Source organism: Butyrivibrio sp. (genome assembly GCF_024699075.1).
In genome coordinates, this window is sequence record NZ_JAILQF010000396.1 from 1 (window position 1) to 2,238 (window position 2,238).

Below are 2,238 nucleotides of genomic sequence, written 5' to 3' on the forward strand. Positions count from 1 at the left end.
GTAACATAAATATTGAACGATAACATATTTAATGTTACTATAAAAGAAAAATGTTATCGAGGTGATATTATGCTGGAAAATGCTTTAAAAAACGCCTTTGGTATAAACTGTCATTTGGAACAAATTAAACTAAAAGGGTTACCTTTATACATGGTATCAGGAAGAGTCTTCTATTGTGCTGTAATGGGAGATGCATCATTTTTGATTGTCAAATTGTCAGACCGGGAGAAGTTTGGCGTTGTGGCATTCAAAAAGCAGCTTTCTCAGTATATGGAAAAGACAGGGCTTAATGTGGCATTTTGCTTTGATGACATCACAAGAGTACAAAGAGATGCGTTGATAGCAAAAGATATTCCGTTTATTTCATTACCGGATCAGATTTTTTTGCCTTTCCTTGGGGTAATGCTTAGTAATAACTTAAAAAGAAAAATGATTGTGTCTACAGACAAAATGATGCCAGCAACGCAATGCCTTTTTCTTTATCTGTTATACAAAAGTGGAAATGACTTTTTCATAAAAAAGCAGGCCGCAGATGATCTTGGATTGACAAAAATGTCAATTACCAGAGCTTCAGAGCAACTTAAGCAGATGGACCTTATCAGAGAAGAACGGGCAGGAAAAGAGATAAGGATGGTTCCTAACTATAGAGGACGTGAGCTATTTGAGGCAGCAAAAGATTATCTGATAAATCCTGTTCAGAAGATCGTCCATACAGAAATCAAAAAAAAGGACGGACTATTCATTGCCGGAGAAACTATGTTGAGCATGCATAGTATGCTTGCGGCGTCAAGCGAGGATGTATTTGCTGTATTTAAAGGCAGCGATATCGTGAGTGGCTTTGAAGAGATAGATACAAAATGGCAGGATGATATTAAGACGAGTAGAGTAGAACTCTGGAAATATGATCCGGGACTATTTGCAAATAACGGCGAAGTGGATCCGGTATCACTTGCCATGAGCCTGTCAGACAATGCGGATGAACGTGTTGAAGGCGAATTACAAAGTTTTTTGGAGGAATATAAATGGTAGCGGGAATTAATTCTTTTAGAGATAAATTCAGGGGGTTTGAAGATTGCTACACAGTCATTGGAGGAGCAGCCTGCGATATTCTTATGTCTGAGGCTGATATTGATTTCAGGCTGACCAAAGATATTGATATGATTCTGATCTTAGAGGATAAAAAGGAAGAGTTTGCAAAAGCCTTTTGGGAATATGTCAAGGAAGGCAAATACAAATGCGGCTGGAAAAACAGTGATAAAATGCATTTTTACAGATTCACTGAGCCGATTGATGGATATCCTGTGATGATAGAACTGTTTTCAAGAAAGCCTGGATACAATCTTGAAGTCGAAGAAGGAATTATACCAATTCATATAGATGATGATACTTCCAGTTTATCAGCAATTTTATTGAATGATGATTTTTATGATTTTATGTTAAAAGGGCGAAGAGTTGTTGATGGTATCAGTGTTTTAGGTGCTGATTATATAATTCCTTTTAAAATGTATGCCTGGGTTGATCTGAAGCGAAGAAAATCAAAAGGGGAACATGTTAATGAGCGCGACTATAAAAAGCATAAGAACGATGTGTTCAGGCTTCTTCAGATAGTTGACCCTGAAGTAAACATAGAGACCGAGGGTCTTGTCCGCGAAAGCATTGAGGAGTTTCTGACTGAAGTACTATCTGAGCCTGTCAGAACCGAGCAACTTGGATTGCAGATATCTATGGAGGAGGCTTTAGTAATCCTACGTTCAAAGTATTTATAGGGACAATTAGAAGATAAGAGTATATAAAATCATTTCTTCTTACGATTAGATAAGAGTAGCCCTGCAAGCAATGTAACTGGTACAGCAAGTACTGATATCAGCGCAGTTGCTCCTACAGCAAAGCTGCTCTTATTATTTTTGCTGTTTTCTGTATGGTTTTCACTCATGACTACAGTCCTTTCTTGACTTGGTCAGAAACCTTGCTAGCATATTTCGCTAAAATGGTGGAATATGCTCATTCCAGACACAAACCTTGATATATATTCGCAATATCGTTCTTAATATAATGATATCATCAACCAGATATTTATAAAGAGTACGGTTGAGAAAGGACGGCGTAAATTTACTGTAGGATTTGAAAGGGTAGATTACCCCTGTGATCAGTTCAGATGTTCAAACCTTACTCATTATAGCGCCTGGTTGGATGACAGTTCAAGGCTGTCATTCTAATCCTTGGTCTGCTTGTTGACTA

3 protein-coding genes are annotated in these 2,238 nt (G+C 37.6%); 2 read left to right on the forward strand and 1 reads right to left on the reverse strand.

The genetic code is table 11. From position 1 onward, the window contains the following. Positions 1-69: 69 nt before the first annotated feature. Together K6G87_RS15910 and K6G87_RS15915 are read left to right on the forward strand one after the other, a co-directional pair. Positions 70-1,029: a MarR family transcriptional regulator gene (locus K6G87_RS15910; RefSeq protein ID WP_296839456.1), complete on the forward strand. Its 960-nt coding sequence runs from the start codon at positions 70-72 to the stop codon at positions 1,027-1,029. Next, a complete protein-coding gene (locus K6G87_RS15915; protein ID WP_296839459.1) occupies positions 1,023-1,766 on the forward strand; it encodes a hypothetical protein in 744 nt (247 codons plus the stop codon). Before K6G87_RS15910 ends, K6G87_RS15915 begins: the two co-directional genes overlap by 7 nt. A 29-nt stretch (positions 1,767-1,795) precedes the next feature. Here K6G87_RS15915 and K6G87_RS15920 read toward each other — a convergent pair whose 3' ends face one another. Continuing rightward, positions 1,796-1,933: a hypothetical protein gene (locus K6G87_RS15920; RefSeq protein ID WP_296839462.1), complete on the reverse strand. Its 138-nt coding sequence runs from the start codon at positions 1,931-1,933 to the stop codon at positions 1,796-1,798. Between the last annotated feature and the right edge of the window lie 305 nt (positions 1,934-2,238).